Below are 26,816 nucleotides of genomic sequence, written 5' to 3' on the forward strand. Positions count from 1 at the left end.
TGGGTGGAATGGGTCGCGCGATGCGCGTCGGTCAGATGATGCGGCCGGGCGCGCCGGGCCATGCGGGCACGAGCGCCTCGTGGCCGTCGCGCTCGATCAGCACGAGCGGATAGCCGAACGCGCGGCTCGCGAGCTCGGGCGTCAGCACGTCGCGCACCGGGCCCGCGTGCGCGGCGCCGTTGCCGTCGAGCAGCAGCGCGTGCGTCGCGAAGCGGCGCGCGAGATTCAGGTCGTGGCACGAGAAGATCGCCGTGCGTTCGCCCGCGCGCAGCCAGTCGGCGAGCGCGACGAGACAGTCGATCTGATGATGCAGGTCCAGGTGCGCGAGCGGTTCGTCGAGCAGCAGCAGCGGCGCGTCCTGGCACAGCGCGGCCGCGAGCGCGACGCGCTGCCGCTCGCCGCCCGACAGCGACAGCACGTCGCGCGCGGCGAACGATTCGAGCCCGAGCCGCGCGAGCGCCGCGTGCGCGGCCGCGCGATCGTCGGGGCGCTCCCAGCCCCAGCCTGTCAGATGCGGAAAGCGGCCAAGCAGCACAGTGTCGAACACGCTCGCGCTGAACGCGTCGTAAAGCGTCTGCGCCATCACCGCGCGCCGCCGCGCGAGCGCTTCGGGCCGCCAGTCGGCGAGCGGCACGCCGTCCGCCTCGACATGGCCCGCCGCGGGCTTCGCGAGCCCCGCGAGCGTCGTGATCAGCGTCGTCTTGCCCGCGCCGTTCGGCCCGGCGACGCACCACAGCTCGCCCGGATAGAACGTATGCGTGAAGTCGTCGAGCAGCGTGCGCGCGCCCGCCTTCAGCACGACGCGCAGCGTGCCGTAGCGGGCCGAGCGCGACGTCGGCGCGCGGTGCGTCGTCATCGCGCAGCCCTCCGCAGCAGCATCCACAGGAACAGCGGCACGCCGATCAGCGCGGTCATCACGCCGACCGGCAATTGCGCGGGCGCGATCGCCGTGCGCGCGAGCAGGTCCGCGGCCATCACGCCCGCGCCGCCCGCGAGCATCGAGGCGGGCAGCAGCATCCGCTGATCGTTGCCGAACGCGAGCCGCAGCGCGTGCGGCACGACGAGCCCGACGAAGCCGATCGTGCCCGCCGTCGTGACGGCCGCGGCCGCCGCGAGCGACGCGATCAGATAGATGCGCAAACGCAGCCGCGCGACCGGCACGCCGAGCGCGGCCGCCGCCGCGTCGCCGCGCAGCAGCACGTTCAATTGCGGCGCGACCGGCAACGCGACGAACGCGGCGAGCGCGAGCGCCGCCAGCGCGAACCACGGCGACGCCGCGCCGCTCAGGTCGCCCGACAGCCAGAACAGGATGCCGCGCAAGCGCTCTTCGGGCGCGATCGCGAGCATCAGCGTGATGAGCGCGAACCAGCCCGCCGAGATCACGACGCCCGTGAGCAAGAGGCGCGGCGATGCGTCGCGCGGCTCGCCGCGCCACAGCTCGCGGCGTGCGAGCCCGAGCACGAACGCGATCGACGCGAGCGCGCCCGCGAACGACGCCGCGTCGACGATCCACCATGCGCCGCCCGCGATCATCGCGACGAGCGCGAACGCGGCCGCGCCGCCCGACACGCCGAGCACGTAAGGCTCGGCGAGCGGATTGCGCAGCAGCACCTGCAGCAATGCGCCCGCGAGCGCGAGGAGCGCGCCGCAGCCGAAGCCCGCGAGCGCGCGCGGCAGCCGCAGCGTGCGGACGATGTCGGCCGCGAGCGGATCGGCGCTCGCGCGATGAGCGAGCGCCGCGAGCGCGTCAAGCGGCGTCACCGGCACGCTGCCGAGCGTGAGCGACGCGACGAACGCCGCGCATGCGACGAGCGCGAGCGCGGCCCAGATCGCGGCCGCGCGCGCGGCGTGCATGCCGGCGCCGCGCGCGTCGGCTCTCATGCCGCCTCCCGCGCGCGAAGGCGCGAGCGGCGCGCGCGGCACCGACTGCGCCGAAGCCGCGGCCGGCCGTCAGCGCTGCTGCCAGCCGAGCGTGACATAGGCGCCGCGCCGCGGCGTGTTGTATGCATATGCAAGCTCGTAGTCCTTGTCGAACAGATTGTCGATGCGCGCGCTCACGTACCACGACTTCGTGATGTCGTAGCGCGCGGACAGATTGACGATGCCGTATCCGCCCAGACGATTGCCGTAATCGTCGCGCGGGCCGCTCACGAGCCACTCGCCGCCGACGCGCCAGCCGCCGAGCGAGCGATTCGCCGACACCGACGCGAAGCGCCGCGCGCGCCGGTTCAGATCCTGGCCGGCGGTTTCATCGACCGGGTTCTGCAGCGTCGCCGCAACGCGCACGTCGGTCTTGCCGACATGCCCCTGCCACGATCCTTCGACACCCTGCACTTTCGCGCGGCCGACGTTCTGCGCCACATAGTACGGGCCGCTCGCGCCGGGGCGATAGTCGATGAGATTCGTGTAGCGCGTCTGGAACGCGGTCACGCGCACGACGCCCGCCGCATCCGACGCATACTGCACGGCCGCCTCGACCGAATGGCTGCGCTCGGGCCGGATCGACGGATTGCCCGCGTTCGGATAGTACAGATCGTTGAAGCTCGGTGCGCGAAACGCGCTCGAATAGCTCGCGGACACCTTCCAGCGCTCGGTGACGTCGAGCCCGTAGCCGAGATAGTAGCTGTTCGCGCCGCCGAAATCGGAGTATTGATCGCGGCGCACGTTCGCCTGGAACTGGCTGTCGCCGATGCGGCCGGTATAGCCGAGCCAGCCGGAATTCACGTGGCGCTCGGGCGCGGCGAACACGTTCGATTCGAACGACTGGTCGAGCCGTTCGTAGCCCGCCTGAAGCTTGTGGCCGCGCGCGATCGCGAAATCGTTCTGCCACGTGTACTGGCGGTTGTCGGTATTGAAGTGGTCGGTGTATGCGCCGTTCAGCGCGGACTGGCTGCGGTCCTTGCCGCTCGACACGTTCACGCGCGTCGTCCACCAGTCGGCGAGCTTGCCGTTCGCGAACGCGGACACCTGCTGGACACGGCTGTACAGATCATTCAGATCGGTCGGCGCGCCGTATGCGTCGTCGAAGCTCGCCTTGCCGTTCGCCTGGAAGTACGTGACGCCGGCGTCCCACCTGTCGTCGAACCGGTGCCGCAGCGACGCGGACGCGCTTTCGTTCAGATAGCCGTTCGCGTTCGGATTGGCCTGCGGCTTGAGCGCGGGATCGAGCGACGAGAAGCCGTCCGTCTTGAAGCGCGCGAGCGACACGCTGAACGTCGTCCGGCCGTCCGCATCGAGCCGGCCCGATGCGCCCGCGCTTTGCGTCTGCGTGTGATAGCTGCCGTAGCCCGCCGAGAAATCGAAGCGCGGCGGATGATCGCCGCCCGTCTTCGTGAACACCTGCACGACGCCGCCGATCGCGCCGGACCCATACAGCGACGACACGTTGCCGTTCACCACTTCGACGCGATCGATCTGGTCGAGCGGCAGCTGGCTGATCTGCGCCTGCCCGAGGCTCGCCGAATCGACGCGCACGCCGTCGACGAGCACGAGCGACTGTGTCGGCTGCGCGCCGCGCAGGAAAAGGCTCGCGCTCGCGCCCGGCCCGCCGTTGCGCACGATCTGCGCGCCGGGCGCGAGCGCGAGCAGGCCGGGCAGATCGGTCGCGCCGCTGTCGGCGATGTCCTGCGCATCGAAGAGCGTCGTCTGCGGGATCGCGTCGGCAAGCTTCTGCGGCGCGCGCTGCGCGGTGACGACGATCGGCGCGAGCTGCGCACCGGGCGTCGAACGCGAAGGCGCTGTCGCTGTCGCTGTCGCTGTCGCTGTCGCTGTCGATGTCGATGTCGATGTCGATGCCGATGCCGATGCCGATGCCGATGCCGATGTCGCTGACGTTGCCGACGCCGACGCCGGTTCGGATGCGAAAGGCGGCGGAGCCGCGGACGACAAGGAGTCCGCTGGAATCGCAGACGATGAAGAAGAAACGGAAGAATCAGCTGAAGCAGGCTGAGCAGCCGCGGCGCCTTGCGCGAGCGCGACGCACGGCAGTCCGGACAGAGCGGCGAGCGCTGCGCGGACGAAACGGGTACGCATGAACGACATCCTGTTGAGCCACAGCGGGGCCCGCTTCCCCGCAGGCCCTGCATCACGGAGACGGGCGCGCCCGTCTCCCCGCCGCGGCCGGTATCCGGGCTCGCGACGTCACCGCCTCGCCTTCCCGCGCGAAACGCGCAGTGGCACCACGCCGGCGGCCGGCCGAGCCGGCCGTGCCGACGCATCGAGAGTGCGGCTTGCATCGGATTCGATGCGATCGCTTACCGTTGCGGGGGCAGCGCAGGTTGGCTCGGTCCCGGCGGACGTCGCGCCCTGCTTCCCGTTTAACCGCGCGCGAAGCGCGCGAGCACCGAGGCGGCGCCAGTTTAGGAGCGCGCGCGCCGCAGCGTCAAGAAAGCGCGACGACGCAGCGCAAGAAACGTCGCGCCGTGTGTCGTCGACACGATCGACATCAACGAACGACGAAGAGATTTCGCGGCGAGAAGCAGGGGTGTTACGTCTAGAAACGTTACAGATATCGGAAAGTCGCTTATTCCGCGCTAAAATGCTGGGTCTTTAGAGGACGCAGCACATGCTCAACGAACTCGAAACCCTATCTCAAAACATCGGCCGTCTGATCGCGCTGAATCAACGCCATCAAGCGGAACGGCTCGCGCTCGAGGAGCAGGTCGCGCAATTGCGCACGCAGGCGCAAACGCTGCGCTCGGAACTCGAGCAATTGCGCGACGAGCGCAACGCGCTCGCAGCGGAGCGCGACACGCTGTCGGCGAAGATCGACGACGCGCAAGTGAAGCTCAACGCGATTCTCGAAAAATTGCCGCGCACGAAAAGCGTGCCGGATGCGGAAAACCAGCTCGACCTGCTCGCGCCGCAGGCAAGCGATGAAGCCGAAGGCACGGCGAGCCACGGAGAACAGGCATGAGCACCAAGCAGATCGAAGTGTCGATTCTCGGCCAGGCGTATCGCCTCGCCTGCTCGCCCGAAACCGAAGCGGCGCTCGTCGAGGCGGTCGCGCGCGTCGATGCGGAAATGTCGAAGATCCGCGCGAACAGCTCGGTGCGCGGCACCGATCGCATCGCCGTGATGGCCGCGCTGTCGCTCGCATCGGAGCTGCTGAGGCTGCAACAGAGCGTGCGTCACGGAGAAGCGTTCCCTGCGGAAGAAATCCGGCGTACAATGCATCAAATGAATGAACAACTCGGTGCAGTGCTCGCACAGCACGAGGTGCAGTAAAATGCTTCACCAGGTTCGGCCACTGCTTGATCTATCGCGTTCAAGCCGCTGAATTCAAAGGTGATTCGAACAGTTAAGTCAGCTTCCCTGCCTGGTTCGCCAAGGTCATATATTCCTTGAACCAATGCCATGTGCACGGTTGCGGAAATTTGTAGCACGGGCGCGCGCGTCACTCTGTCTGATGTACCCGAAGTGCTGCTAACTGCGACCAATTCTGAACCTCAGGTTCAGGATGCCGGCCTAGCGGCCAAGGCGGGGGCCTATTCGACGGCATCGGGCAAAGCCCGATGCCGTTTTCTTTTGTGCAGCCTTTTCATTGCGTCGAGTCGTTGCGATCCATGCGCTACTGGCTGATGAAATCCGAACCGGACGAGGCGAGCATCGACGACCTCGCCGCCGCCGCCGACCAAACCTTGCCGTGGACCGGCGTGCGCAACTATCAGGCGCGCAACTTCATGCGCGACACGATGCGGATCGGCGACGGCGTGCTGTTCTACCACTCGAGCTGCCCCGAGCCCGGCATCGCGGGGCTCGCGGAAGTCACGTCGACGCCCTACCCCGATCCGACGCAATTCGATTCGCAAAGTCCGTACCACGATCCGAAGTCGACTCAGGAATCCCCGCGCTGGGTGCTCGTCGACGTGCGCTTCGTCAAGAAGACGCCGCTCGTTTCCCTCGGCGCATTGCGCGAGCACGAGGAACTCGCCGACATGCGCGTGCTCGCGAAGGGCAACCGGCTGTCGATCACGCCCGTCACGCCCGAAGAATGGCGCTTCATCACGAAGCGCCTGATGAAGTGACGCGGCGGCCACGTCAAACATTGTCAGACCCGGCGCGCGAAGCCGCGCCGGCCGGAACCTCGGCCCGCTTTCGACAGCCTAACGGGCGCTCGACAGATGCAGTGCCGCATCCGCCGGGCGTTTCGAAAGAAGCGCGGCGTCCGTCCGCGCCCCGCACGCCGCATGTCACGTGCGCGCTTACGCTCAAGGAGTCAACAATGACGAAAAAATCCGCTCTAGCCGTTGCCGTCACGCTCGCGGCGGCGCTGCCGATCGCCTTCGCGCTCGCCCCGTCCGCGGCGCGCGCGCAAAGCATGGGCCAGATGCAGCCGCCCGCGGGCGTGCTGTCGCTGTCCGCGCAGGCGAGCACCGATGTTCCGCAGGACGTCGTCGACATCACGCTGTTCTACGAACAACAGGCGAAAGATCCGGGCACGCTGACCGCCGAGCTGAACAAGCGCGCGGACGCGGCGCTCGCGCAGGCGCGCGGCGTATCGGGCGTCACCGCGCGCACGGGCGAATTCTCGGTGTCGCCGAGCATCGACCGTGACGGCAAGATCTCCGCGTGGCGCGGCCGCACCGAGGTCGTGCTCGAGTCGCACGACTTCGCGGCCGCGTCGAAGCTCGCGGGCCAGTTGAGCCCGATGATGCAGGTGGCCAACGTCGCGTTCTCGCTGTCACCCGAAGCGCAGCGCGCGGCCGAGCAAAAGCTCACGTCGGAAGCGATCAAGGCGTTCCGCACGCGCGCCGAGGAAGCGACGCGCGCGTTCGGCTACAGCAACTATTCGATCCGTGAAGTGAACGTCGGCAGCGGCCGCAACGTGCAGCCGTATCCGCGGATGTTCGCGATGGCCGCGCCCGCGATGGACAGCGCGAAGGCGAGCGCGCCGATCGCCGTCGAAGGCGGCAAGACGACCGTGACCGTCAACGTGAACGGTTCGGTGCAGATGAAGTGAAATGAAGCGGCGCGGGCGGCAATGTGGCGCGCCGCCCGCCGTCGACGAAACGCCGGCTTCTCTCCGGCGTTTTTTATTGCGCTTCGTGCATGTCGGAACTTGCGATCGCATGTCGCAGGTTGTTCGATTGCTCGCGATCACGATCTCGAGCGCTGGCCGCACGTTGCGCGCGTGAAAGGCAGGCCCGGCGTTCCGCGTATCGGCACGGTGCGCATCGTACGCCGCGCGTCATGTGCCGTCTGCCGTGCCCGTCGTGCGCCGTGCGCCGTGCGCCGTGCGCCGCAATCAGCGTACGCGCAAGCGCGGCCCGCCGCCCACGCCGTTCGCGCCGGGCCGGCGGCCGCGCGATCGCACGCAGCCGCGCGGCGCCGCTCGATCAGGCCGTCTTCGCGACGCCCCCGCGCCGATACGCCCAGACCATCATCAGCACGCCCGCGATGATCATCGGCAGCGACAGCCACTGCCCCATCGACAGCCCGAACGTCAGCAAACCGAGGAAATCGTCCGGCTCGCGCGCGAATTCGACCGTGAAGCGCGCGAGGCCATACCCGATCAGGAACAGCGCCGAGATCGCGCCCATCGGCCGCTGCCTGCGCGAGAAGAACCACAGCACGATGAAGAGCGCAATGCCCTCGAGCGCGATTTCGTACAACTGCGACGGATGCCGCGGCAGCATCTGGTGCGACAGGAACACCTCGTTCAGATCCCACTTCGCCGCGAGATCCTGATGCGCGGCGAGCCACGCGGCGTCGTCGCGCGACGCGCCCGGGAACAGCATCGCCCACGGCGCGTCGGGGCTCGTCACGCGGCCCCACAGCTCGCCGTTGATGAAATTGCCGAGACGCCCGGCCGCGAGCCCCGTCGGCACCATCGGCGCGACGAAGTCGGTCACTTCGAGCCAGTGGCGCTTGCGCTGCCACGCGAACAGCGCCATCGCCAACGTGACGCCGAGGAAGCCGCCGTGGAACGACATCCCGCCCTCCCACACCCGGAAGATGTCGAGCGGATGCGAGAAGTAGTAGCCGGCCTTGTAGAACAGCACATAGCCGAGCCGGCCGCCCAGCACGACGCCGAGCACGCCGTAGAACATCATGTCGTCGATGTCCTTCGCGCTCCAGCCTTGCGCGGCGACGTACGGCAGCTTCAGGCGCAACCGCCCGACGACGATCGCGAGGATGAAGCCGACGAGATACATGAGCCCGTACCAGCGCACGGCGAGCGGGCCGAGGTGAATCGCGACGGGATCGAAATTCGGATGAATGATCATGAGTTAGCGTTGATGGTTCTGAATCGATGCGGCACGCACGGCGACGCCGACGTTCGAGGCGACGCGCATGCGGCAACCGCGGTTCGACGGGCGCGCCGCGCGAACGTTCACGGGCGCGCCGCGAGCCTGCCCGCGCGCGCCCGGCCAGGCACGCCGGCCGGCGGATCGGAGGGCGACACCCGCTGCGCGTCGCCGCGCACGACGTCGATGAAGCCCGCGAGCACCGGGCTCACGTCGCCCGTGCGCCACACGAGGCCCGTCTCGACGACGGGCGCCGGAGCGGCGAGCGCGCGATAGACGACGCCCGTGCGCCGCAGGTTACGCAGCGATTGCGGCACCAGTGCGACGCCCATGCCCGCCGACACGAGGCTCACGATCGTCTGCATCTGGATCGCCTCCTGGCCGATGCGCGGCGCGACACCCGCCGCGCCGTAGCAGCCCGTAATGATGTCATAAAAGCCGGGCGCCAAACGACGCGGGAAGATGACGAGCGGCAGCGACGCGATGTCGGCGATCCGCACGGGCGCGTCGCCCGCCGCCTCGCTCGCGTCGGCCGGCATCGCGACGACGAGCGGCTCGCGCAGCACCGGCAGATACGACAGCGACGCCGCATGGCGCGGCGGCACGGGCGGAATCACGAGCCCCGCGTCGATGCGGCCCGCGACGAGCTCCTCGATCTGCACGTCGCTCGTCGCCTCGGTCAGTTGCAGGCGCACGTGCGGATAGCGCGCGCCGAACTCGCGCAGCAGCTGCGGCAGCAGCCCGTAGTCGGCTGTCGACACGAACGCGAGCGCGAGCGACCCCGCCTCGCCGCGCGCGAGGCTCTGCGCGAGAGGCGGCAGCGCGTCGGCCGCGGCGATCAGCCGCCGCACGTCGGGCAAAAGCGCCGAGCCGACCGCGGTCAGCTCGACCGAGCGCTTCGTGCGCGCGAACAGCGCGACGCCGAGCGCGTCCTCGAGCGCGCGAATCGCCTGCGACAGCGGCGGCTGCGTCATCGAGAGCCGCTCGGCGGCCCGGCCGAAGTGCCGCTCGTCGGCGACGGCGACGAAATAGCGCCATTGGCGTAAATCAGGGGTCACATCGCTCTCCACGTCCTTGTCGACCGACGGATTAATATGAAAATCGACCTAATAAGTGATGAATAATATATTGGACATTCTCTAAGAGAAACTGCATTCTTGCCCACCTGAGCCGGACCGCGCCGATGCAGCGCGCCGCCCCACAGTCAACCAGTCGATGGATGGAGTCCCCATGTCGTACAACCGCCGCTCGAAGAACATCACGCAAGGCGTGGCCCGTTCGCCGAATCGCTCGATGTATTACGCGCTCGGCTACCAGAAGGACGATTTCGACAAGCCGATGATCGGCATCGCCAACGGCCACTCGACAATCACGCCGTGCAATGCGGGCCTGCAGCGCCTGTCGGACGCAGCCGTCGCGGCCGTCAAGGCCGCCGACGCGAATCCGCAGATCTTCGGCACGCCGACGATCTCGGACGGCATGTCGATGGGCACCGAAGGGATGAAGTACTCGCTCGTGTCGCGCGAGGTGATCGCCGACTGCATCGAGACCTGCGTGCAGGGCCAATGGATGGACGGCGTCGTCGTCGTGGGCGGCTGCGACAAGAACATGCCGGGCGGCATGATCGCGCTCGCGCGAATCAACGTGCCGGGCATCTACGTGTACGGCGGCACGATCCGCCCCGGCCACTGGAAGGGCCGCGACCTGACGATCGTGTCGTCGTTCGAGGCGGTCGGCGAGTTCACCGCCGGGCGCATGTCGCAGGAAGATTTCGAAGGGGTCGAAAAGAACGCGTGCCCGACGACGGGCTCGTGCGGCGGCATGTACACCGCGAACACGATGAGCTCGTCGTTCGAGGCGCTCGGCATGTCGCTGCTGTATTCGTCGACGATGGCCAATCCTGATCAGGAGAAGGTCGACTCGGCGGCCGAATCGGCGCGCGTGCTCGTCGAAGCGGTGAAGCGCGACCTGAAGCCGCGCGACATCATCACGAAGCAGTCGATCGAGAACGCGGTGTCGGTGATCATGGCCACCGGCGGCTCGACGAACGCGGTGCTCCACTATCTGGCGATCGCGCACGCGGCCGAGATCGAATGGTCGATCGAGGACTTCGAGCGCATCCGCAAACGCGTGCCGGTGATCTGCGACCTGAAGCCGTCGGGCCAGTACGTCGCGACCGACCTGCACGCGGCGGGCGGCATTCCGCAAGTGATGAAGATCCTGCTCGACGCGGGCCTGCTGCACGGAGATTGCACGACGATCACGGGCCGCACGATCGCCGAGGAGCTGAAGGACGTGCCGAGCGCGCCGCGCGCCGACCAGAAGGTGATCTACCCGATCGACCAGGCGCTGTACAAGGAAGGCCATCTCGCGATCCTGAAGGGCAACCTCGCCGAGGACGGCGCGGTCGCGAAGATCAGCGGCCTGAAGAATCCGGTCATCACCGGCCCGGCGCGCGTGTTCGATGACGAGCAGAGCGCACTCGCGGCGATCCTCGACGACAAGATCAACGCGGGCGACGTGGTCGTGCTGCGCTACCTCGGCCCGCAGGGCGGCCCGGGGATGCCGGAGATGCTCGCGCCGACGTCGGCGATCATCGGCAAGGGCCTCGGCGAATCGGTCGGCCTCATCACGGACGGCCGCTTCTCGGGCGGCACGTGGGGGATGGTGGTCGGCCACGTCGCGCCGGAAGCGTTCGTCGGCGGCACGATCGCGCTCGTGCAGGAGGGCGATTCGATCACGATCGACGCGCACAAGCTGCTGCTGCAACTGAACGTCGACGACGCCGAGCTGGCGCGCCGCCGCGCCGCATGGAAGCAACCGGCGCCGCGTTACACGCGCGGCGTGCTCGCGAAGTATGCGGCGCTCGCCCGCCCGGCGAACAAGGGCGCGGTGACGGGCTGACGCGCGAGCGCGCGCCGCCACGGCGGAACCACAAAAAGCGACAAGATGACGAAGGGGGCGCGACGTACTCGCGCCCCCTTTCCTTTTATAATGCGCGCACCGCCAAGCCGGACGCTGTGCCGGCGGAGACCAGCATGAAGAGAACGACCTTGCGCCTGATGGCAATCGCGCTCGTTGCCGCGGCCGCAAATGCGCATGCGCAGCAGTCCGACGGGCTCGCGCTCGCGCAACGCAAGAACTGCATGGCGTGCCATGCGATCGACAAGACGTTGATGGGGCCGTCGTTCCGCGCGATCGCCGACAAGTACGCCGCGCGCGGCGACGCCGCCGGCTATCTCGCGCAGACGATCGTCAAGGGCAGCGTCGGCGTGTGGGGCGGCGTGCCGATGCCCGCGAACACGCAATTGACGAGCGCCGAGGCCGGCACGCTCGCGCACTGGGTACTGACGCTCAAGTAAGCCGCATGGAAAGACAAGACGCCGACGACGGCGTCTCGCGCATGATTGCGCGATGGCGGCGCACGCAGCGCGTCACCTGCGCGCCGCCTCTCACGCCCCGTGCGGCGCAGCGCGGCCGACGAGCCGCCCCGGCCCGCCGTCATGCGGCGGCGTTGCCGTTGCCGTTGCCGTGCTCGTTGCGACGGGCGAGCGCCGCGCCGACTTCCTCCGTTACCCAGCCCGCCACCGCGGTTTCCAGCGCAAGCGCGACTTCGCGCGCGATCTGGCCGACGAGCCAGCCCGCATGGTCCTGCAACGCGTCGCGGCATCGCGCCTCGATGAGGCCGCGCCCCTCGCCCGTCAGATAGTTGGTCATCCGGCTCTTCAGCCGCTCGGCGATCTGCCGCGCCTCGAGGTCCGCGGCGAGCGACGGCGCGGCATACGGCGGCGCGGCGCGCGCCGCATCGGGCGTCGACGACGGCAGTGCAGCGGGCGGCGCGAGATCCGCCGCAAAATGCGCGGCTGGCAATTCGTCGGCGTACGCCGCGGGCGCCGCATACGCGGTCGGCAGCTCGGCCGCGAGCGCATCCGGCGTCGGCACGAACGGCGGCTCGACGTGCGTCGGCGCGCGCAGCTCGTCGACGAGCCTCGGCGACGCGTCGCGCGCCGCGGGCTCGGCCGCGCGGGCCTCTTCCACGGTGCCCGCCGCACCGGCCACTGCATCGGCCGCCGCATCGGCCGCCGCGTCCGCCTGCACGCGCCCGGCGACGGGCGGCCGCGCGAGCGCGGGGTTGCCGGGCACGAGCACGTCGGTCAGCACGGGAATCGACGATTCGTTGGCTTCGACCACGGTTGTCCTCCGTCTGCGCGGGCTAGCCGCCCTGCTTGTGGTTGTTGAGCGCGTAGCCGCGGTCGCGGTAGAACCGGTACCGCTCGCGTCCGGCCGCGAGCTCGTCGGGCGCGTTGCCGACCACTTCGAGCAGCCGCTCGAAGCGCGCGAACTGCGCCGGCACATCCGCGCCCAGGTTCAGCAGGATGCCATGATGCGACGCGCGCTCGAGATCCGCGGTCAGCACGATCGGCGTGGTCGCCGCGTGCGCGTTGTCGATCGCGCAATGCGGAATGAAATCGAGCGGCGAGAACGTCCACAGCCGCTCGTCGAGCGCGCGCAGCCGCGCGGGCTCCGCGCACACGACGACGGGCTGCCCCGCCTGATACGCCTTGCGCAGCAGCCGGCACGCGTACGCGAGCGAATCGCCGACGTTGGTATGGAAGTCGATGCGCGTCATCGCTCGCCGCGCCCCGCCGCGCCGATCGTCGAACCCCGCGCCATCACGCGCCGGCGCGATCGATCAGGAACTGCGCGAGCAGCGGCACGGGACGGCCCGTCGCGCCCTTCGCCGCGCCGCTCTTCCACGCGGTGCCGGCGATGTCGAGGTGCGCCCACGGGTAGTTCTCCGCGAAGCGCGACAGGAAGCACGCGGCCGTCACGCTGCCGGCCGGACGCCCGCCGATGTTCGCGAGATCCGCGAAGTTCGACTTCAGCTGATCCTGGTATTCGTCGTCGAGCGGCAGGCGCCACGCCGGATCGCCCGCCTCGCGCGACGCGTCGAGCAGCTCGCCCGCGAGCGCGTCGTCCTTCGAGAAGAGGCCCGTGTTGTGATGGCCGAGCGCGATGATGCACGCGCCCGTCAGCGTCGCGACGTCGATCACCGCGGCGGGCTTGAAGCGCTCCGCGTACGTGAGCGCGTCGCACAGGATGAGGCGGCCTTCCGCGTCGGTGTTGAGCACCTCGATCGTCAGGCCCTTCATGCTCGTGACGATGTCGCCCGGCTTGTTCGCGTTGCCGGCCGGCATGTTCTCGCAGGTCGGCACGATCGCGACGACGTTGAGCTTCAGGCCCATTTCGGCGACCGCGCGAATCGTGCCGAGCACCGAGCCCGCGCCGCACATGTCGTACTTCATCTCGTCCATGCCCTCGCCCGGCTTGAGCGAAATGCCGCCCGAGTCGAACGTGATGCCCTTGCCGACGAGCACGACGGGCGCCGCCTTCGCGGCCGCCCCCTGGTATTGCAGCACGATGAATTGCGGCGGCTCGACCGAGCCCTTCGCGACCGACAGGAACGAGCCCATCTTGAGCGCCTGGATCTGCTTGAGGCCGAGCACGTCGGCCTTCAGGCCCCAGTCCTTCGCGAGCTTCTTCGCGGTGTTCGCGAGATAGCTCGGCGTACAGACGTTGCCCGGCAGGTTGCCGAGATCGCGCGTCAGGTCCATCCCGTTCGCGAGCGCGACGGCCTGCTTCGCGGCGACCTTCGCCGCCTTGTCGGCGGCCGGATCGACGCTGAACACGACGCGCTTGAGCGGCTGCGCGCTCGCGTCCGGCTTGCTCTTCATCTGCGTGAACTTGTACGTCTCGTTGCGCAGCGCGAGAATCGCCGCGCGCACGCCCCAGTCGGACGCGCGATCGGGCACGGGCAGCTGCGCGAGCGTGAAAGTAATCTGGACCACTTTCGTGCCGAGGAGCGCGCGCCACGCGGCCTTGACTGCGTCGTTGTAGGCTTTCTGGCTGAAAGCATCCTGCTTGCCCAGGCCGACGAGCAGCACGCGCGACGCGCCGATGCCGGAAACCTCGTGCAAAAACAAGGTCTTGCCGAGCTTGCCGTCCATGTCGCCCGCCTTGATCACGCGAGAGACGAGCCCCTTCGTCGCTTCGTCGATGTCGAGCGCCGCGCCGGACAAGGTTTGCGCCTCGAACACGCCGAGCACGATGCAGTCGGATTTCCCCGTCAGGAAACCCTTCGCCGCGCCTTTGCTCCAATCACAGCCTTTTATGCTAAAGTCCATCGCGCTTGTCCTCGGATAAAATCTGGGCTAAGGATGAAAGCCGCAATTATCCGCTATTTTTCCCGTGCGGCGTGAGCGCCCCCCACTCGTGCGCTGTTTCCCGCCCTCTTCGCATCAATAATGATCTTCGAACGCTCCCTCCAGCGCGAGCTTGCGTACACCGCCGGCGCCGTCTTCATGGTGCTGCTCACGATCATGCTGACGTCGATGATGATTCGCATCGTCGGCTACGCCGCGTCCGGCGAGGTGAACCCGAAGGACGTGCTGGTCCTGATCGGCCTCACCGTGATCGGCTATCTCGCGATGATCCTCGTCGGCACGCTGTTCGTGTCGATCCTGTTCGTGCTCACGCGCTGGTACAAGGATTCCGAGATGGTCGTCTGGCTCGCGTCCGGCGTGAGCCTCACGCGGCTCATCAAGCCGATCGGCGTGTTCGCGACGCCGATCGTGCTCCTCATCGCCTTCTTCGCGTTCGTCGGCTGGCCGTGGTCGAACCAGCAGAGCAAGCTCATCAAGGCGCGCTTCCAGCAGCGCGACGAAGTCTCGCTCCTCGCGCCCGGCCAGTTCCGCGAGTCCGCCGCGAACAATCGCGTGTTCTTCATCGAGAAGATGTCGCCCGACCAGGCGAAGGTGCAGAACGTGTTCGTCACGACGACCGAGCACGGCAAGGTGAACGTCGTCGTGTCGCAGACGGGCCACACCGAGACGATGAAGAACGGCGACCGCTTCATCGTGCTCGAGGACGGCCGCCGCTACGACGGCGTGCCCGGCCAGCCGAACTTCAAGATCATGGAGTTCGAGCGCTACGGCGTGAAGATCCAGAGCAAGCAGATCGTCAGCCAGCCGACCACGACGGGCACCTCGACGCCCGACCTGCTGCGCAATCCGACCAACCAGAACCTCGCCGAATTCGCGTGGCGCGCGGGGCTGCCGCTCATCGCGATCAACCTGATGATCCTCGCGATCCCGCTCGCGTACCAGAACCCGCGCCGCGGCCGCACGGTGAACCTCGTGATGGCCGTGCTGATCTACCTCACCTATTCGAATCTGCTGAACGTCGTCCAGTCGCAAATGGAACGGGGCAAGATCCCGTTCGGCGTCGGGCTCGTCGGGCTGCACGTCGTGGCCGCCGGCGTCGTCGCGTTCCTGTTCTGGCTGCGCGTGCGCAACCGGCCACTGTTCTCGCGCGCCTCGCTCGGCCGCTCGCAGGGAGCCTGACCGATGCGCCTCTACGAGAGATACTTCGCGCGGCAGATCTACGTCACGTTCATCTTCGTGCTGTTCGCGTTCTCCGGACTGTTCTTCTTCTTCGACCTGATCAGCGAGCTGAACTCGGTCGGCCACGGCAACTACAAGTTCGGCTACGCGGTGCTGCGCGTCGCGCTGCAGGCGCCGTCGCGCTTCTACGAAATCATCCCGGTCGCGGCGCTGATCAGCTCGATCTACGTGTTCGCGCAGATGGCCGCGAACTCGGAATTCACGATCTTCCGCGTGTCCGGCCTCGCGACGAACCAGGCGCTGCGCTCGCTCCTGAAGATCGGCGTGCCCATCGTCATCGCGACCTATCTGATCGGCGAATTCATCGGCCCGTATTCGGATCAATTGTCCGAGCGCGTGCGGCTCGAGGCGCTCGGCTCGTCGGTGTCGACGAACTTCGCGTCGGGCGTCTGGGTGAAGGACACGCTGACCGCGCGCGACAACGGCGAGCCCGTCACGCGCTTCGTCAACGTCGGCCAGCTGTCGCCCGATTCGACGATCCGCGACGTGCGGATCTACGAGTTCGATTCGAAGTTCAACCTGCAGAACGTGCGGATCGCGAAGAGCGGCCGCTATCAGCCGCCCGGCCACTGGCTGCTGACGGACGTCACCGACACGCAGCTCACGAACCTGCCGGGCGCCGGCGGCGGCCAGCCGGCCGATGCGCTGAACCCCGTCTACCGCGCGCAGCAGGTCACGCTGCCGCAGTATTCGCTGCGCTCGGACCTGACGCCGCAGATCCTGTCGGTGCTGCTCGTGTCGCCCGAGCGGATGTCGCTCTTCAACCTGTTCCGCTACATTCAGCACCTGAAGGAAAACCAGCAGGACACGCAGCGCTACGACATCGCGCTTTGGCGCAAGCTGCTGTATCCGTTCGCGGTGTTCGTGATGCTCGTGCTGTCGCTGCCGTTCGCGTATCTGCACACGCGCGCGGGCGTCGTGGGCGTGAAGGTGTTCGGCGGGATCATGCTCGGGATGAGCTTCCAGCTCTTCAACACGCTGTTCTCGCACATCGGCACGCTGAACACGTGGCCCGCGCCGCTGACGGCCGCCCTGCCCGGCTGCATCTATCTCGCGCTCGGCCTCTTCGCGCTGAAGTGGGTCGACCGGCACTGAGCGCGCGCATGCGTCGTCATGGGAGAGCGCGATGAACACGATGAACAAACACGGAATCGTCCTGTTCGGCCACGGCGCGCGCGACGCGCGCTGGGCCGAGCCGTTCGAGCGCCTCGCGGCGAAGCTGCGCGCGGCGCGCGGCGCCGATGCGCCCGTCGTGCTCGCGTTTCTCGAATTGATGGAGCCGTCGCTCGTCGCCGCGACGGCCGAGCTCGCCGCGCAAGGCTGCGGCGCGATCACCGTGATCCCGGTGTTCTTCGGCCAGGGCGGCCACGTTCGCCGCGATCTGCCGCAACTGATCGACGCGTGCCGCGCCGCGCATCCGGCAATCGACATTCGCTGCGCGACGGCGGTCGGCGAGGACGATGCGGTGCTCGATGCGATCGTCGGATATTGCCTGCAGCAAAGCGCCGACCGCGCGCCCTGACCGCCTTTCCCGTTCAGACGCGGCGACCGACGCCACGGTGGCGGCAATGCGCCGGCCAACCTGATCACCGAGCCGCCGCATGGCGGATACCCGCAACGCCGCTTGACAGCGGACAAGCCGCTCAAGCTCCGTTCGCGCATCCGAATCGATTCGGATGCCGGCTCGACGTTCCGTTCGCCGTCGACGGACGTTGATGCGTTCGCCGCCCCCTGACGATCCCGACAGGATGCGCCTGCCCGGCGACGTCGTGTTCACGATCGGCGCGCTGCTGATGGCGTGGGATTTCCTCGCGAAACTGATCGGCTGGCGGCCCGCGGCCCGCATGGCGTCGGCCGCGGCCGACATGGCGCCGAATCGGAACGAGTAGCCGGGCGAAGTCGTCGGTTGTGCGTCGCCGACGAGGCCGGCTTCTTCGCGGCCTCGCCTGTGGCCGGCGAGCGGGTGGATCATGCAGAGACTTGCGTCGTCGGGCGGAACGAAGCACCCGGCCGACGAGTCTACGCGCATCGCGCATCGCGCATCGCGCATCGCGCATCGCGCATCGTTGCCGCGCTGCGGCGCGGCAGCCGCGGCCGAGATCAGGCCGCGTCGCGCATCCCGTTCTTGCGCGCATCGTCGTCCGATGCGTCGCCCGCGAGCCGCCCGCGCTCGGCGAATGCGTCGCCGATCATCAACAGGCTCGGCTGCGCCGGATCGAGCCACGCCTGCGCCGCGCCCGCCGCCATCTCCGCGAGCGTAAGCGTGAGCGTGCGCTCGCGCGGCGTGCTGCACGCCTCGACGATCGCCACCGGCGTCGCGCGCGCGCGCCCCGCGTCGATCAACTGCTGCGCGATCCCGGGCGCGCTGTCGCGGCCCATGTAGTAGACGAGTGAATCCGCGTTCACCTGCTCGCGGATCTCGTCGCTGCCCGGCGCGCGGCTTTTCGTCGCGAACGCGACGCTGCGCGCCACGCCGCGCAGCGTCAGCGAACGCTTGAGCGCGGCGGCGCTCGCGAGCGCCGCGGTGATGCCCGGCACCACTTCGTAATCGATGCCGGCCGCTTCGAGCGCGCGCATCTCCTCGTCCGCGCGGCCGAACAGCATCGGATCGCCGCCCTTCAGCCGCACAACGACCGCGTGCTCGCGCGCCGCGTCGACGATCTGCTTGTTGATGAAGTGCTGCGCGCTCGAGCGCTGCCCGCAGCGCTTGCCGACCGCGATCTTGCGCGCGCGCGGCGCATAGTCGAGCATCGCCGGCTCGACGAGCGCGTCGTGCAGCACGACGTCGGCGCCGGCAAGCAGGCGCGCGCCGCGCACCGTGATGAGGTCCGCCGCGCCCGGCCCTGCGCCGATCAGATACACCTTACCCATTTGCATCGATCCCCTTCGTGCGCACGCGCCGGCGGGCACCGCCGATGCGGCGCGCGACGTCACGCGGAAAACGCACGAATCATACCCGCTGCGACCGTGTGATGGGTCGCCTCGTCGATCAACACGAACGCGCCCGTGCCCGGATGCGCGTCGTACGTGTCGCAGACGATCGGCTTTTGCAGCGTCAGCGCGACGCGGCCGATGTCGTTCATCTTCAGGTCGTGGCGGTCGGTCGCGTGCGACAGCGTGTGCACGTCGAGCACCTGCTTGACCGCGCCGATCTTCGCGAAGACGGTGCTCGTCGTCTGCTTCAGCAAATACTTGCGTTGCGGCGAAAGCGGCGCGTCGTCGAACCAGCAGAGATCCGCTTCGAGCTTCTTCGCCGGCTCCACGCTCTCGCCGCGCGGCACGAACGTGTCGCCGCGCGACACGTCGACGTCCTCCGCGAGGCGGATCGTCACCGTCTGGCCCGCGAACGCGCGCTCGACCGCCGCCGTGCCGCCCGGCACCGGCGCGACGATCTCGGCGATCGTCGCCGTGCGGTTCGACGGCAGCACGACGATCTCGTCGCCCACCTTCACCTCGCCCGCTTCGATGCGGCCCATGTAGCCGCGGAAATCGTCGGCCGAGCTGCCGTCCTGGCGCGCGACCCACTGCACCGGGAAGCGCAGCGCGTCGTGCGCCTGCGTCTCGACGGGCAGCGCCTCGAGCACGTTCAGGAGCGGCTCGTCCGCGTACCACGGCATGCGCTCGCTCGCCGCGACGATGTTGTCGCCCTTCAGCGCCGACACCGGCACGAAGCGCACGTCGGTCAGGCCGAGCTGCTGCGCGAGCTTCACGTACGCGTCGCGGATTTCGTTGAAGCGCGTCTCGCTGTAGTCGACGAGATCCATCTTGTTGATCGCGACGATCACGTGCTGCAGGTCGAGCAGCTTGACGATCGCGCTGTGGCGCTTGGTCTGCGGCAGCAACTGCGCGAGGCCGCCCTCGAACGTCACACGCGTCGCGTCGATCAGGATGATCGCCGCGTGCGCCGTCGACGCGCCCGTCACCATGTTGCGCGTGTACTGCTCGTGGCCCGGCGTGTCGGCGATGATGAACTTGCGCTTCGCGGTCGCGAAATAGCGGTACGCGACGTCGATCGTGATGCCCTGCTCGCGCTCGGCTTCCAGCCCGTCGGTCAGGAGCGCGAGGTCGAGCTCGTCGCCCACCGTGCGCTTGTTCTTCGCGCGCGACAGCGCGGAAAGCTGGTCGGACAGCACGGCCTTGCTGTCGTACAGCAGGCGGCCGATCAGCGTGCTCTTGCCGTCATCGACGCTGCCCGCGGTGATGAAGCGCAGCACGCCGAGGTCTTCGTTGTTCTCGATGATGCTCATGATGTGGATGTCCTCGCGTGCGTCAGAAATAGCCCTGCTTCTTGCGCTGCTCCATCGCGGCCTCGGACGTCTGGTCGTCCATCCGGGTCGCGCCGCGCTCGGTGATCTCGGTCACGGCCGTCTCGGCGATGATCTTCTCGACGTCGTCCGCGTCGCTCTCGACCGGGCACGTGCACGAAATGTCGCCGACCGTGCGGAAGCGCACTTGAGCGATTTCGCTCGTCTCGCCCTCGCGCATCGGCGTGAGCGGCGTGACGGGCACGAGCAGGCCGTTGCGGCGCACGATCTCGCGCTGGTGCGCGTAGTAGATCGACGGCAGCTCGAGCTTCTCGCGCGCGATGTACTGCCACACGTCGAGCTCGGTCCAGTTCGAGATCGGGAACACGCGCAGGTGCTCGCCCTTGTGCAGGCGTGCGTTGTAGAGGCTCCACAGTTCCGGGCGCTGCGCCTTCGGGTCCCATTGGCCGAATTCGTCGCGGAACGAGAAGATCCGCTCCTTCGCGCGCGCCTTCTCCTCGTCGCGGCGCGCGCCGCCGATCATCGCGGTGAAACCGTGCTGCTCGATCGTCTCGAGCAGCGTGACGGCCTGCGCGGCGTTGCGCGAATCGGTTTCGCGGCGCAGCACGACGGTGCCGCGCTTGATCGAATCCTCGACGTGGCCGACCACGAGCTCGGCGCCGATCTCCTGCGCGCGGCGATCGCGGAAGTCGATCACTTCGCCGTAGTTGTGGCCCGTGTCGATGTGCACGAGCGGGAACGGCAGCGCCGTCTTGCGGTTCGCGCCGAGCCCGAACGCCTTCAGCGCGAGGTGCAGCACGACGACCGAATCCTTGCCGCCCGAGAACAGCAGCGCCGGCTTGCTGCATTCGGCGACGAGCTCGCGCAGGATGTGGATCGACTCGGCCTCGAGCCAGTCGAGATGGCCCATGCGGGCGGCGTCACCGGCGGGCGGGGCAAAGGCGGATTGCTCGAGCGTCGTGCTCATGATTTCAGTCCTTCTCTCTTCCGGGTTTGGGCCGCCCGCAGTCGCGGGCGGCGCAATATCAGTATTTTGTAAGGTGCTCAGTGCGCGTCGCCGGCCTCGGCGCTCGCCGGAATCGGCGTGATCGAAATGTGCAGCCCGCACTCCTTCGTATCGCGCGACTCCCACCACCAGCGGCCCGCGCGGCTATCCTCGCCGGGGCGGATCGCGCGCGTGCACGGCTCGCAGCCGATGCTCGGGTAGCCGCGCGCATGCAGCGGGTTCACCGGCACGTCAAACGCCGTAAGGTACGCCCACACGTCGCTTTCCGTCCAGTCGGCGAGCGGGTTGTACTTCGCGATCCCGCGCGCGTCGTCCTGCTCTTGCTCGTGCAGCTCCGCGCGCGTGACCGACTGCTCGCGCCGCTGGCCGGTTACCCATGCGTCGACGTCCGCGAGCGCGCGGTTCAGCGGCTCGACCTTGCGGATGTTGCAGCACGCCTTGCGCAGCTCGACGCTCTCGTAGAACGCATTCAGGCCGTGGTCGGCGACGTACGCGTCGACCGCGTCCTGCCGCGGATGGAACTGCTCGATCTCGTAGCCGTAGCGCTCGCGCACGCGCTCGATCATGTCGAGCGTCTCCGCATGCAGGCGGCCCGTGTTCAGCGAGAAGACGCCGATCGCCACGCCCTTCGACAGGATCGCGTGCGTGACGAGCATGTCTTCCGCCGCGAGGCTGCTCGCGAACTTCACCTTCGGATGGCGCTCGGCGATCTGCGCGAGCAGCGCGTCGAGCCGTTCGATCTTCGCGGCAAGCGCCGGGGGCAGCGTCGTGGCGTCGGCGGCGCTCATGCGCTCACCTTCGCGTCGGCCGCCGCGGCGCGGCGGCGGAACAGCGGCGCCGGCTCGTCGAATGCGCCCTGGTAGCGCTGCGAGAACTCGCCGAACGCGTTCAGCGCGTCGCGGATGTCCTTGTCCGCGCGCACCGCGAACGCATCGAAGCCGCAGCGCGACATGTAGAGCAACTGGTCGCGCAGCACGTCGCCGATCGCGCGCAGCTCGCCCGTCCAGCCGTGGCGCTCGCGCAACAGGCGCGCGATGCTGTAGCCGCGGCCGTCCGCGAAACGCGGGAATTCGACGCCGATCACCGCGATGCGGTCGAAATCCGCCGCGAGGTCGGCGGGTTCGCTGTCGGGCGCGAGCCACACGCCGAGCTCGTCCTTGCGCTTCGCGGCGACGAGCGCGTCGCGCCCGGCCTGCCACAACGCGAGCGGCACGAGCACCTTGCCGGCCGGCAGCGCGTCGACGGCGGGCAGCGCGCCGTCTTCGGCCGCGCGCACGACTTGCCAGGCGTCGTCGGCCACTTCGCGATTCTTGATAATCAAAGCCATCTGCTGATTCCTCTACGCTGGGTTACGCGTGCGCGGTCTGGCGCGCCGCGTAGACGCGCTCCTTGAACGGCGCGATGCCGATGCGATCGTACGTGTCGATGAAGCGCTCGCCGTCGATGCGCGACTCGACGAACGTGTCGATCAGCTTCGAGATCACGTCCGGCACTTCCTCCGCGGAGAACGACGGGCCGATCACGCGGCCGAGACGCGCGCCGCCCGCGCCGGTGCCCTGCTCGCCGCCGAGCGACACCTGGTACCACTCGGCGCCGTCCTTGTCGACGCCGAGAATGCCGATGTTGCCGACGTGGTGGTGCCCGCACGAGTTCATGCAGCCCGAGATGTTGAGCGACACGTCGCCGAGGTCGTGCACGTAGTCGAGATCGTCGAAGCGCTGCTGGATCGCGAGCGCGATCGGAATCGACTTCGCGTTCGCGAGCGAGCAGAAATCGCCGCCCGGGCAGGCGATGATGTCGGTCAGGAGGCCGACGTTCGGCGTCGCGAAACCGGCCGCCTTCGCCTTCTCCCACACCGCGAACAGGTCACGCTTCTTCACGTTCGCGAGAATCAGGTTCTGCTCGTGCGACACGCGCAGCTCGCCGAACGAATACGCGTCGGCCCAGTCGGCGACCTGCTCCATCTGCTCGGCGCTCGCGTCGCCGGGCGCGACGCGGTGGTTCTTCAGCGACAGCGTGACGGCCGCGTAGCCCGGCACCTTGTGCGGCGCGACGTTGCGCTCGACCCAGCGCGCGAACGCGCGGTTTTCGAGCAGATGCTGCTCGAACGACGCGTCGGTGTCGGCGAGCTTCTCGTAGACGGGCGGCTCGAAGTACCGCGACACGCGCTCGAGCTCCTCCTGCGTGAGCGTCGACGGGCCGTCCTTCAGATGCTGCCACTCCTCTTCGACCTGCTGCGCGAACTTCGCGGGCGACAGCGCCTTCACGAGGATCTTGATGCGCGCCTTGTACAGGTTGTCGCGGCGGCCGTAGCGGTTGTAGACGCGCAGCACCGCCTCGCAATACGTGATGAGGTGCTGCCACGGCAGGTTCTCGCGGATGATCGCGCCGACGATCGGCGTGCGGCCGAGGCCGCCGCCCGCGAGGATGCTCGCGACCACTTCGCCCGCCTCGTTCCTCTTCAGGTAGACGCCGAGATCGTGGATCTGCACGGCCGCGCGGTCGGCCTTCGAGCCGGACACCGCGATCTTGAACTTGCGCGGCAGCCACGCGAATTCGGGATGAAACGTCGACCATTGGCGCAGGATCTCGGCCCACGGACGCGGATCGATCTCCTCGTCCTGCGCCACGCCCGCGAACTGGTCGGCGGTGATGTTGCGGATGCAGTTGCCCGACGTCTGGATCGCGTGCATCTGCACCGACGCGAGCTTCGCGAGGATCTCGGGCGTGTCCTCGAGCGTCACCCAGTTGAACTGGATGTTCGAGCGCGTCGAGAAGTGGCCGTAGCCGCGGTCGTGCTCGCGCGCGATGCGGGCGAGCACGCGCAGCTGGTCGCTACGGAGATTGCCGTACGGAATCGCGATGCGGTGCATGTACGCGTGGCGCTGCATGTACAGGCCGTTCTGCAGCCGCAGCGGACGGAACTCGTCCTCGCTCAATTCTCCTGACAAGCGGCGGCGGACCTGGTCGCGGTACTGCGCGACGCGCTCGTCGACGATCGTTTGATCGTACTGATCGTACTGGTACATTCGGGGACCCCAGGGTTTGCTCGATATGACCGCGCGGCGTCCTAGCCACGCCGCGCCCGAATCCTGCACCGCCCGCGCCGAGCCGGCCATCCGCCCGGCCGGTCATTTGCAAATGACGATTACAGATATCCATATTTGAAAAACACGGGGCAATCGTAATAAACTCGCTTTATATTTCAAACGACTAAAAAATTCTGTTGATATGCGGAAGGGTTATAAATGAACCTGCACCAATTTCGTTTCGTGCGCGAGGCCGTCCGCCAGAATTTCAACCTCACGGAAGCCGCGAAGGCGCTGTACACGTCGCAGCCGGGGGTCTCGAAGGCCATCATCGAGCTCGAGGACGAGCTCGGCGTCGAAATCTTCACGCGCCACGGCAAGCGCGTGCGCTCGCTGACCGAGCCGGGGCGGATCATCCTGGCGTCGGTCGAGCGGATACTCCAGGAGGTCGAAAGCCTTAAAAGGGTCGGAAAAGATTACGCCGCGCAGGACCAGGGCAACCTGACGATCGCGGCCACGCACACGCAGGCCCGCTATTCGCTGCCCGCCGCGATCGCCGAGTTCAAGAAGCGCTTCCCGAAGGTCCACCTGTCGATCCTGCAAGGCAGCCCGACGCAGGTCGCCGAAATGGTGATCCACGATCAGGCGGATCTCGCGGTCGCGACGGAGGCGATCGCCGACTACAAGGAGCTCGTGTCGCTGCCCTGCTTCCAGTGGCATCACGCGGCCGTCGTGCCGGCCGACCACCCGCTCCTCGAGCGCAAGACGCTGTCGCTCGACGATCTCGCGCAATTCCCGCTCATCACGTACGACGACGCGTTCGCCGGCCGCAAGAAGATCAACCAGGCGTTCGCGCTGCACCGCCTCACGCCCGACATCGTGCTCGAGGCGATCGACGCTGACGTGATCAAGACCTACGTCGAGCTCGGGCTCGGCGTCGGCATCATGGCGGACATCGCGTTCAATCCGGAGCGCGACCGCAATCTGCGCGCGATCCCGGTCGGGCACCTGTTCGGCAGCAACGTGACGCGCGTCGCGCTCAAGCAGGGTGCGTATCTGCGCGGCTACATCTATACGCTCGTCGAGCTGCTGTCGCCGACGCTCAACCGCAAGCTCGTCGAGACCGCGCTCAAGGGCGAGGCCGAAACCTACGAGCTGTGACGCCCGGCGCGCGGGCGGCGAAGCGCGGCGGCGCTTCGCGCTCGCGCGCCGCCTCGAACCGGCATGGAGACTTTCGGGATGAAGCCAACCCGCCTGTTGCGCCGCGCGGCCGCGTGCGCCGCGCTCGCGCTCGTCAGCGCCGCGGCGCGCGCCGATCTGACGGTCGGCGTGGATCTGTCGACGACGGGCCCCGCCGCGACGATCGGCCAGACCAGCAAGAACGCGATCCTGATGTGGCCGAAAACGATCGCCGGACAGAAGCTGCGGGTGATCGTGCTCGACGACGCGTCCGACCCGGGCATCGCCATGCGCAACATCCGCAAGCTCGTGACGGAGGACAAGGTCGACGTCGTCGTCGGGCCGAACATCACGCCGGCGGCGCTTGCCGCGCTCGATCCCGTCGCCGCCGCGCAGACGCCGATGATCACGCTGATCGGCTCCGGATCGATCGTCGAGCCGCAGCAGGGCAATCGCGTGTGGGCGTTCAAGATGGCGCAGAGCGACCGCGCGATGGCCGACGTGCTGACCCGCCACATGGCGAGCCACGGCGTGAAGACGGTCGGCTTCATCGGCTTCGCGGACAGCTACGGCGACAGCTGGCTCGACGAATTCACGCGCTTGGCCGAGCTGCGCAAGCTGAAGATCGTCGCGACCGAGCGCTACAACCGCACTGACGCGAGCGTGACGGGCCAGGCCTTGAAGCTGATCGCGGCGAAGCCGGACGCGATCCTGATCGCGGGCGCGGGCACGCCGACCGTGCTGCCGCAGCGCACGCTGATCGAGCGCGGCTACAAAGGGCCGATCTACCAGACGCACGGGATCGCGACGCCCGAGTTCCTGCGGCTCGGGGGCAAGGACGTCGAAGGCACGCTGTTTCCGACGCAGCCCGTCGTCGTCGCGCGCACGCTGCCCGCCGACCATCCGGCGAAGCAGGCGGCGCTCGCGTTCGTCGACGCGTACGAGGCGAAGTATGGGCGCGACACGGTCACGCAGTTCGCGGGCGACGCGGCGGGCGTCTACCCGCGCCTCGCGGACGCGGTCAGCCGCGCGCAGAAAACCGCGCAGCCGGGCACGCCGGCATTCCGCACGGCGCTGCGCGCCGAGCTCGAACGCGCGCACGAGCTCGTCGTGCCGAACGGCATCGTCAACACGAGCGCCGCCGATCACGTCGGGCTCGACCAGCGCGCGAGCGTGATGGGGATCGTGACGCACGGCGCGTTCGTCTATCTGAGCCGTTGAGCCGTTGAGCCGTTGAGCCGTTGAGCCGTTGAGCCGTTGAGCCGTTGAGCCGTTGAGCCGCACACCTGCGCGACGCCGTCAGCCGGATGCTTGCCCACATGGGGAATTTCAGTGATAATCCGCGTTTCCGCCGCGCGCAATCGCATGCGCGGCGCAGGTTTGCCCAGGTGGTGAAATTGGTAGACGCAGGGGACTCAAAATCCCCCGCCGCAAGGCGTGCCGGTTCGATTCCGGCCCTGGGCACCAAACAGACATCGAAGCATCGCGCGCAGCGCGCCGATGCTCATCGCGGCGCCGGCCGCCGGCGAACACGCTTTTCGCCACCGTGCCGCCGCATCGAGCCCCGCCTGACACCAGCAGCGCGGGGCTTTTTCATTCGGGCCCGCCGCTACTCGTTCCCGCCG

At 68.2% G+C, this 26,816-nt stretch carries 26 protein-coding genes, 1 tRNA gene, 1 other RNA gene and 1 riboswitch; of the genes, 14 read left to right on the forward strand and 14 right to left on the reverse strand.

From position 1 onward, the window contains the following. Positions 1–31 precede the first annotated feature (31 nt). From X946_RS06910 to X946_RS06920, 3 genes are all read right to left on the reverse strand, one after another. Positions 32–856, reverse strand: a complete 825-nt coding sequence (locus X946_RS06910) for an ABC transporter ATP-binding protein (RefSeq protein WP_038745196.1) — start codon at positions 854–856, stop codon at positions 32–34. Next, positions 853–1,854, reverse strand: a complete 1,002-nt coding sequence (locus X946_RS06915; protein WP_038745297.1) for a FecCD family ABC transporter permease — start codon at positions 1,852–1,854, stop codon at positions 853–855. The genes X946_RS06910 and X946_RS06915 overlap by 4 nt, the downstream gene beginning before the upstream one ends. Positions 1,855–1,950: 96 nt before the next feature. Next, a complete protein-coding gene (locus X946_RS06920; RefSeq protein ID WP_038745298.1) occupies positions 1,951–4,032 on the reverse strand; it encodes a TonB-dependent receptor domain-containing protein in 2,082 nt (693 codons plus the stop codon). 68 nt (positions 4,033–4,100) lie between these two features. After that, a riboswitch (cobalamin riboswitch) is annotated at positions 4,101–4,362 on the reverse strand. Positions 4,363–4,564: 202 nt separating this feature from the next. Here X946_RS06920 and X946_RS06925 point away from each other — a divergent pair. The 5 genes from X946_RS06925 to X946_RS06940 all read left to right on the forward strand — a co-directional run bounded on the left by X946_RS06925 (position 4,565) and on the right by X946_RS06940 (position 6,961). Continuing rightward, complete coding sequence (locus X946_RS06925) at positions 4,565–4,915, forward strand: hypothetical protein (RefSeq protein WP_038745198.1); 351 nt, start codon at positions 4,565–4,567, stop codon at positions 4,913–4,915. Continuing rightward, positions 4,912–5,226, forward strand: a complete 315-nt coding sequence (locus X946_RS06930) for a cell division protein ZapA (protein WP_038745200.1) — start codon at positions 4,912–4,914, stop codon at positions 5,224–5,226. Before X946_RS06925 ends, X946_RS06930 begins: the two co-directional genes overlap by 4 nt. Positions 5,227–5,307: 81 nt before the next feature. Next, a non-coding RNA gene (ssrS, locus tag X946_RS30480) (6S RNA) lies at positions 5,308–5,489 on the forward strand. Between the two features lie 75 nt (positions 5,490–5,564). Further along, positions 5,565–6,026, forward strand: coding sequence for an EVE domain-containing protein (locus X946_RS06935; RefSeq protein WP_038745202.1), 462 nt, complete (start codon positions 5,565–5,567; stop codon positions 6,024–6,026). Positions 6,027–6,223: 197 nt separating this feature from the next. Further along, positions 6,224–6,961 (forward strand): SIMPL domain-containing protein, encoded by a 738-nt coding sequence (locus X946_RS06940; protein WP_038745300.1) that lies wholly within the window; start codon positions 6,224–6,226, stop codon positions 6,959–6,961. 376 nt (positions 6,962–7,337) lie between these two features. Here the strand turns inward: X946_RS06940 and lgt are convergent, their stop codons facing one another. Both lgt and X946_RS06950 read right to left on the reverse strand, forming a co-directional pair. Then, positions 7,338–8,228: a prolipoprotein diacylglyceryl transferase gene (lgt, locus tag X946_RS06945; RefSeq protein ID WP_038745204.1), complete on the reverse strand. Its 891-nt coding sequence runs from the start codon at positions 8,226–8,228 to the stop codon at positions 7,338–7,340. Positions 8,229–8,335: 107 nt separating this feature from the next. Then, on the reverse strand, positions 8,336–9,307 hold the full coding sequence (locus X946_RS06950; protein ID WP_038745302.1) for a LysR substrate-binding domain-containing protein: 972 nt from the start codon (positions 9,305–9,307) through the stop codon (positions 8,336–8,338). 172 nt (positions 9,308–9,479) lie between these two features. On the opposite strand from X946_RS06950, the gene ilvD reads away from it, so the two are divergent. Next, positions 9,480–11,153, forward strand: a complete 1,674-nt coding sequence (gene ilvD, locus X946_RS06955) for a dihydroxy-acid dehydratase (protein WP_038745206.1) — start codon at positions 9,480–9,482, stop codon at positions 11,151–11,153. 134 nt (positions 11,154–11,287) lie between these two features. After that, entirely contained in the window at positions 11,288–11,611 is a 324-nt protein-coding gene (locus X946_RS06960; RefSeq protein ID WP_038745303.1) for a c-type cytochrome, read from the forward strand. 139 nt (positions 11,612–11,750) lie between these two features. On the opposite strand, the gene X946_RS06965 is transcribed toward X946_RS06960, so the two are convergent. The 3 genes from X946_RS06965 to X946_RS06975 are packed head-to-tail and all read right to left on the reverse strand — an operon-like array spanning position 11,751 to position 14,434. Continuing rightward, positions 11,751–12,440: a DUF2486 family protein gene (locus X946_RS06965; RefSeq protein WP_038745208.1), complete on the reverse strand. Its 690-nt coding sequence runs from the start codon at positions 12,438–12,440 to the stop codon at positions 11,751–11,753. Between the two features lie 22 nt (positions 12,441–12,462). Next, entirely contained in the window at positions 12,463–12,879 is a 417-nt protein-coding gene (locus tag X946_RS06970) for a DNA polymerase III subunit chi (protein ID WP_038745210.1), read from the reverse strand. A 43-nt stretch (positions 12,880–12,922) separates the two neighbouring features. Then, positions 12,923–14,434, reverse strand: a complete 1,512-nt coding sequence (locus tag X946_RS06975) for a leucyl aminopeptidase (RefSeq protein WP_038745212.1) — start codon at positions 14,432–14,434, stop codon at positions 12,923–12,925. 120 nt (positions 14,435–14,554) lie between these two features. Between X946_RS06975 and lptF the strand changes: the two genes are divergently transcribed. From lptF to X946_RS34995, 4 genes are all read left to right on the forward strand, one after another. Continuing rightward, complete coding sequence (gene lptF, locus X946_RS06980; RefSeq protein ID WP_038745214.1) at positions 14,555–15,652, forward strand: LPS export ABC transporter permease LptF; 1,098 nt, start codon at positions 14,555–14,557, stop codon at positions 15,650–15,652. 3 nt (positions 15,653–15,655) lie between these two features. Beyond that, positions 15,656–16,807, forward strand: coding sequence for an LPS export ABC transporter permease LptG (gene lptG, locus X946_RS06985; protein ID WP_038745215.1), 1,152 nt, complete (start codon positions 15,656–15,658; stop codon positions 16,805–16,807). 40 nt (positions 16,808–16,847) lie between these two features. Continuing rightward, positions 16,848–17,234 (forward strand): sirohydrochlorin chelatase, encoded by a 387-nt coding sequence (locus tag X946_RS06990; RefSeq protein ID WP_038745305.1) that lies wholly within the window; start codon positions 16,848–16,850, stop codon positions 17,232–17,234. A gap of 193 nt (positions 17,235–17,427) precedes the next feature. Then, positions 17,428–17,601 carry a hypothetical protein gene (locus tag X946_RS34995; protein ID WP_156432263.1) on the forward strand — a complete coding sequence of 58 codons (174 nt, stop codon included), beginning with the start codon at positions 17,428–17,430 and terminating at the stop codon, positions 17,599–17,601. A gap of 211 nt (positions 17,602–17,812) precedes the next feature. Here X946_RS34995 and cobA read toward each other — a convergent pair whose 3' ends face one another. The 6 genes from cobA to X946_RS07020 form a co-directional block, all read right to left on the reverse strand. Further along, on the reverse strand, positions 17,813–18,583 hold the full coding sequence (gene cobA, locus X946_RS06995) for a uroporphyrinogen-III C-methyltransferase (protein ID WP_038745307.1): 771 nt from the start codon (positions 18,581–18,583) through the stop codon (positions 17,813–17,815). 59 nt (positions 18,584–18,642) lie between these two features. Next, positions 18,643–19,959: a sulfate adenylyltransferase subunit 1 gene (locus tag X946_RS07000; RefSeq protein ID WP_038745217.1), complete on the reverse strand. Its 1,317-nt coding sequence runs from the start codon at positions 19,957–19,959 to the stop codon at positions 18,643–18,645. Positions 19,960–19,981: 22 nt separating this feature from the next. Beyond that, positions 19,982–20,944, reverse strand: a complete 963-nt coding sequence (cysD, locus tag X946_RS07005; RefSeq protein ID WP_038745219.1) for a sulfate adenylyltransferase subunit CysD — start codon at positions 20,942–20,944, stop codon at positions 19,982–19,984. A 77-nt stretch (positions 20,945–21,021) separates the two neighbouring features. Then, positions 21,022–21,771, reverse strand: coding sequence for a phosphoadenylyl-sulfate reductase (locus X946_RS07010; protein ID WP_038745221.1), 750 nt, complete (start codon positions 21,769–21,771; stop codon positions 21,022–21,024). Beyond that, positions 21,768–22,310 (reverse strand): DUF934 domain-containing protein, encoded by a 543-nt coding sequence (locus X946_RS07015; protein WP_038745222.1) that lies wholly within the window; start codon positions 22,308–22,310, stop codon positions 21,768–21,770. The genes X946_RS07010 and X946_RS07015 overlap by 4 nt, the downstream gene beginning before the upstream one ends. 22 nt (positions 22,311–22,332) lie before the next feature. Beyond that, the gene (locus tag X946_RS07020) at positions 22,333–24,012 is read right to left on the reverse strand and encodes a nitrite/sulfite reductase (protein ID WP_038745224.1); all 1,680 of its coding nucleotides are present in this window, start codon (positions 24,010–24,012) and stop codon (positions 22,333–22,335) included. A 219-nt stretch (positions 24,013–24,231) separates the two neighbouring features. On the opposite strand from X946_RS07020, the gene X946_RS07025 reads away from it, so the two are divergent. The 3 genes from X946_RS07025 (at position 24,232) to X946_RS07035 (ending at position 26,658) form a co-directional block, all read left to right on the forward strand. Further along, positions 24,232–25,173 carry a CysB family HTH-type transcriptional regulator gene (locus X946_RS07025; RefSeq protein ID WP_038745226.1) on the forward strand — a complete coding sequence of 314 codons (942 nt, stop codon included), beginning with the start codon at positions 24,232–24,234 and terminating at the stop codon, positions 25,171–25,173. A 78-nt stretch (positions 25,174–25,251) separates the two neighbouring features. Continuing rightward, positions 25,252–26,412: an ABC transporter substrate-binding protein gene (locus tag X946_RS07030; protein ID WP_038745309.1), complete on the forward strand. Its 1,161-nt coding sequence runs from the start codon at positions 25,252–25,254 to the stop codon at positions 26,410–26,412. A 161-nt stretch (positions 26,413–26,573) separates the two neighbouring features. Next, positions 26,574–26,658, forward strand: a tRNA-Leu gene (locus tag X946_RS07035). Positions 26,659–26,816: the final 158 nt, after the last annotated feature.

It is taken from the genome of Burkholderia sp. ABCPW 111 (assembly GCF_000773065.1).
Classification (GTDB): Bacteria; Pseudomonadota; Gammaproteobacteria; order Burkholderiales; family Burkholderiaceae; genus Burkholderia; species Burkholderia savannae.